The 5,464-nt window shown below is 58.3% G+C and carries 2 tRNA genes and 3 rRNA genes; all 5 read right to left on the reverse strand.

What is annotated here, in order from left to right:
• Positions 1-13: 13 nt before the first annotated feature.
• A 5S ribosomal RNA gene (gene rrf / locus C7446_RS16180) occupies positions 14-129 on the reverse strand.
• A gap of 112 nt (positions 130-241) precedes the next feature.
• A 23S ribosomal RNA gene (locus C7446_RS16185) occupies positions 242-3,134 on the reverse strand.
• Positions 3,135-3,372: 238 nt separating this feature from the next.
• A tRNA-Ala gene (locus tag C7446_RS16190) sits at positions 3,373-3,448 on the reverse strand.
• A gap of 92 nt (positions 3,449-3,540) precedes the next feature.
• Positions 3,541-3,617 (reverse strand) — tRNA-Ile (locus tag C7446_RS16195).
• Between the two features lie 70 nt (positions 3,618-3,687).
• A 16S ribosomal RNA gene (locus C7446_RS16200) occupies positions 3,688-5,223 on the reverse strand.
• Together the 16S, 23S and 5S rRNA genes with 2 tRNA genes alongside form the textbook arrangement of a ribosomal RNA operon.
• Positions 5,224-5,464 lie beyond the last annotated feature (241 nt).

Consider the following 5,464-nt stretch of genomic DNA (forward strand, 5'->3'; position numbering starts at 1 on the left):
TTTCGGAAGGGGTGCCTGACGATGACCTAGTCTCGCATGGGGAGTCCCCACACTACCCTCGGCGCTGAGCGGTTTCACTGCCGAGTTCGGCATGGGATCGGGTGGGACCCGCTCGCTGTGGTCGTCAGGCAATTCGGTGGTCGGGTCGCCGCAGGGCGGCCCGACGGATTCGTGGATCATGCTGTGTGATGCGTCTTCGGCGCATCCAGCGACGTGTCATCGCAGACCGCTTGGGCGTTATATGGTCAAGCCTCACGGGCAATTAGTACGCGTCAGCTCAATGCGTTGCCGCACTTACACACCGCGCCTATCGACCTCGTCGTCTTCGAGGGCCCTTCAGGGGGCGCAAGGCCCCGGGGAAGTCTCATCTTGAAGGGGGCTTCCCGCTTAGATGCCTTCAGCGGTTATCCCGTCCGGACCTGGCTACCCGGCGATGCCACGGGCGTGACAACCGGTACACCAGAGGTCCGTCCACTCCGGTCCTCTCGTACTAGGAGCAGCACTTCTCAAACTTCCGACGCCCACGGCAGATAGGGACCGAACTGTCTCACGACGTTCTAAACCCAGCTCGCGTACCACTTTAAATGGCGAACAGCCATACCCTTGGGACCGACTTCAGCCCCAGGATGTGATGAGCCGACATCGAGGTGCCAAACACCGCCGTCGATGTGAACTCTTGGGCGGTATCAGCCTGTTATCCCCGGAGTACCTTTTATCCGTTGAGCGATGGCCCTTCCATGCAGAACCACCGGATCACTAGAACCTGCTTTCGCACCTGCTCGACATGTCCGTCTCGCAGTCAAGCACCCTTGTGCTCTTGCACTCACTGCGCGATTTCCAACCGCGCTGAGGGTACCTTCGTGCTCCTCCGTTACGATTTGGGAGGAGACCGCCCCAGTCAAACTACCCACCACACACTGTCCTCGCACCGGCTCACGGTGCGGAGTTAGAACGCCGATGATGCAAGGCTGGTATTTCAAGGGTGGCTCCCTCGCGGCTGGCGCCACGAGTTCCCGGCCTCCCAGCTATCCTACACAAGCAACATCAGCGTCCAGTGTGAAGCTGTAGTAAAGGTTCACGGGGTCTTTCCGTCTGGCCGCGGGTACACAGCATCTTCACTGCGATTTCAATTTCACTGAGTCCCGGGTGGAGACAGCGTGGCCATCATTACGCCATTCGTGCAGGTCGGAACTTACCCGACAAGGAATTTCGCTACCTTAGGACCGTTATAGTTACGGCCGCCGTTTACCGGGGCTTCGATCAGGAGCTTCACCCCCGAAGGGGCTGACACCATCACTTAACCTTCCGGCACCGGGCAGGCGTCACACCCTATACGTCCGCTTGCGCGTTGGCAGAGTGCTGTGTTTTTAGTAAACAGTTGCAGCCACCTGGTCTCTTCGGCCGGTGCCCGCTCGAGCCGCGAGGGCTGTCACGGTCACCGGCGCACCTTCTCCCGAAGTTACGGTGCCATTTTGCCTAGTTCCTTCACCCGGGTTCTCTCAAGCGCCTCGGTATTCTCTACCTGACCACCTGTGTCGGTTTGGGGTACGGTCGCATGTCATCTGAAGCTTAGAGGCTTTTCCCGGAAGCGTGGCATCAGTGACTTCCATCCCGTGGGATGTTCGTCTCGCATCTCGACCGATGAGCGATCGGATTTGCCTGATCGCTCGGCCTACATGCTTTCACCGGGGCAACCGACGCCCGGCTCACCTGGCCTTCTTCGTCCCCCCATCGCAATGACATCCGGTACGGGAATATTGACCCGTTTCCCATCGACTACGCCTTTCGGCCTCGCCTTAGGGGCCGACTCACCCTGCTCCGATTGACGTCGAACAGGAACCCTTGGTCTTCCGGCGGGGGAGGTTTTCACTCCCCTTATCGTTACTCATGTCAGCATTCGCACTTGTGATATCTCCAGCATGCCTCACGACACACCTTCGCAGACGTACACAACGCTCCTCTACCGCGTGTCCGAAGGACACGCCCGCAGCTTCGGTACCCGGTTTAGCCCCGTTACATCTTCCGCGCAGGCCGACTCGACCAGTGAGCTATTACGCTTTCTTTAAAGGATGGCTGCTTCTAAGCCAACCTCCTGGCTGTCTGAGCCTTCCCACATCGTTTCCCACTCAACCGGGATTTGGGGACCTTGGCTGGCGGTCCGGGTTGTTTCCCTCTTGACAACGGACGTTAGCACCCGCTGTCTGTCTCCCACGCTGTACTCACCGGTATTCGGAGTTTGCCTCGGTTTGGTAACCCGGGATGGGCCCCTAGCCGAAACAGTGCTCTACCCCCGGTGGTAATACGTGAGGCGCTACCCAAATAGCTTTCGAGGAGAACCAGCTATCTCCGGGCTTGATTAGCCTTTCACTCCGATCCACAGCTCATCCGAGTTCTTTTCAACGAACCCCGGTTCGGGCCTCCAGTCAGTGTTACCTGACCTTCACCCTGGCCATGGATAGATCGCCCGGTTTCGGGTCTGTTGCCGGCAACTGCGCGCCCTGTTAAGACTCGGTTTCCCTGCGCCTCCCCTATGCGGTTAAGCTCGCTACCGACAACAAGTCGCTGACCCATTATACAAAAGGTACGCGGTCACACTTCGAGAGTGCTCCCACTGCTTGTACGCACACGGTTTCAGGATCTGTTTCACTCCCCTCACCGGGGTTCTTTTCGCCTTTCCCTCACGGTACTGGTTCACTATCGGTCAGCCAGGAGTATTTAGCCTTGGAGGATGGTCCCCCCGTCTTCAGTCAGGGTTTCACGTGCCCCGACCTACTCGATTTCACATGATCAGGCTTTCGACTACGGGGCTGTCACCCGCTATGGCGTGCCTTTCCAGACACTTTGTCTAGCCAGTCACATGCTTAAGGGCTGCTCCCCGTTCGCTCGCCACTACTTGGGGAATCTCGGTTGATTTCTGTTCCTCGGGATACTTAGATGTTTCAGTTCTCCCGGTTTGCTTCCATGAGTTATGTATTGGCTCATGGATACTCACCTGACGGTGAGTGGGTTACCCCATTCGGAAATGCCCGGGTCGCAGGTTATTTGCCACCTCACCGAGCCTTATCGCAGGCTGTCACGTCCTTCATCGCCTCTGGCTGCCTAGGCATCCACCGTGCGCGCTTCATCGCTTGACCATATAACCCCAAGGGGTCTGATCAGGATGACGTACGATTCGCCGGATACGCTTGAGACGTATCACGTTTTGTCCGGACCGGCGATCACGACGCGAAGCGTGCGCTTCGGTGTTGTCGCCGGCCGGAACAGTCAGCATGATCCACATTGTTAAAGAGCGTACTGTCGCAAAGCGACAGTCGGAAACCGGCTCGATGGTGTCATCGAATCGACTTGCGACTGTACTTTTCTTCGGGTCGGTGGTGGAGCCAGGCGGGATCGAACCGCCGACCTCCTGCGTGCAAGGCAGGCGCTCTCCCAGCTGAGCTATGGCCCCTCTGACGATGCCATTCGTGTCCCGCGCGAAAGAGCGATATCGCCACATGGTGTTTCATGCGGGATGGCTTCTGACAATGCGAGAGACGAATTTGGTGGGTCTGGGCAGACTTGAACTGCCGACCTCACCCTTATCAGGGGTGCGCTCTAACCAACTGAGCTACAGACCCGAACAGTCTTCGCTCTATTCCGATCAGGCAATTTGCTGTGGGCGCGCTGATTCGCGCGGGCGGTTGCGTTTAAGGAGGTGATCCAGCCGCAGGTTCCCCTACGGCTACCTTGTTACGACTTCACCCCAGTCGTGAACCACACCGTGGCGGTCGCCCTCCCGAAGGTTGGGCTAACCGCTTCTGGTGCAGTCCACTCCCATGGTGTGACGGGCGGTGTGTACAAGGCCCGGGAACGTATTCACCGCGCCATTCTGATACGCGATTACTAGCGATTCCGACTTCATGGAGTCGAGTTGCAGACTCCAATCCGGACTGAGGCGAGCTTTACGGGATTGGCTTCACGTCGCCGCTTCGCAACCCTTTGTACTCGCCATTGTAGCACGTGTGTAGCCCTGCCCGTAAGGGCCATGATGACTTGACGTCGTCCCCACCTTCCTCCGGTTTGTCACCGGCAGTCTCCCCAGAGTTCCCGGCCGGACCGCTGGCAAATGGGGATAGGGGTTGCGCTCGTTACGGGACTTAACCCAACATTTCACAACACGAGCTGACGACAGCCATGCAGCACCTGTCTCCGGGTTCCCGAAGGCACTCCGCCGTCTCCGGCGGATTCCCGGGATGTCAAGGGCAGGTAAGGTTCTTCGCGTTGCATCGAATTAAACCACATGCTCCACCGCTTGTGCGGGCCCCCGTCAATTCATTTGAGTTTTAGCCTTGCGGCCGTACTCCCCAGGCGGTCGACTTAGCGCGTTAACTGCGCCACCAGCCTCTCGAGGAGGCCAACGGCTGGTCGACATCGTTTACGGCATGGACTACCAGGGTATCTAATCCTGTTTGCTACCCATGCTTTCGCGCCTCAGCGTCAGTGTCAGTCCAGAAGGCCGCCTTCGCCACTGGTATTCCTCCCGATCTCTACGCATTTCACCGCTACACCGGGAATTCTACCTTCCTCTCCTGCACTCGAGCCTGCCCGTTCCGGATGCCGTTCCCGGGTTGAGCCCGGGGCTTTCACACCCGGCGTGACAGGCCGCCTACGCGCCCTTTACGCCCAGTAATTCCGATTAACGCTTGCACCCTCCGTATTACCGCGGCTGCTGGCACGGAGTTAGCCGGTGCTTCTTCTGCGGGTGATGTCCTTCGTGGCGGGTATTAACCGCCACGCCTTCTTCCCCGCTGAAAGTGCTTTACAACCCGAGGGCCTTCTTCACACACGCGGCATGGCTGGATCAGGCTTTCGCCCATTGTCCAATATTCCCCACTGCTGCCTCCCGTAGGAGTCCGGGCCGTGTCTCAGTCCCGGTGTGGCTGATCATTCTCTCAAACCAGCTACGGATCGCAGCCCTGGTGAGCCGTTACCTCACCAGCAAGCTAATCCGACATGGGCTCATCCGATAGCGCAAGGTCCGAAGATCCCCTGCTTTCTCCCGTGGGAGGTATGCGGTATTAGCCCGGGTTTCCCCGGGTTATCCCCCACTACCGGGCAGATTCCCATGCATTACTCACCCGTCCGCCGCTCGCCGGCACCCCGAAGGGTCCGCTGCCGCTCGACTTGCATGTGTTAAGCCTGCCGCCAGCGTTCAATCTGAGCCATGATCAAACTCTTCAGTTGAAAGTCTGCGATCCTGACCGATGGTCGAGACCATCGTGGCGGATCAATCCTGACTCGGAACGAAAACTCGCATTTTGACGAGTCGTCTGTTTCCGATGATGCTGTGCCGCACCGTCGCGAACCAGACGCCCACACAAATTGCCTGATCGACTTGTTAAAGAGCGTTCCCGCTGTGGCCTGTGCCGTTTGCGAGAGAGTGAGCATTTTACTCACCGCCACCGAAATGTCAATGCCGATTTCG

Origin of the sequence: Kushneria sinocarnis (assembly GCF_003633775.1) — a bacterium.
Lineage (GTDB): Bacteria > Pseudomonadota > Gammaproteobacteria > Pseudomonadales > Halomonadaceae > Kushneria > Kushneria sinocarnis.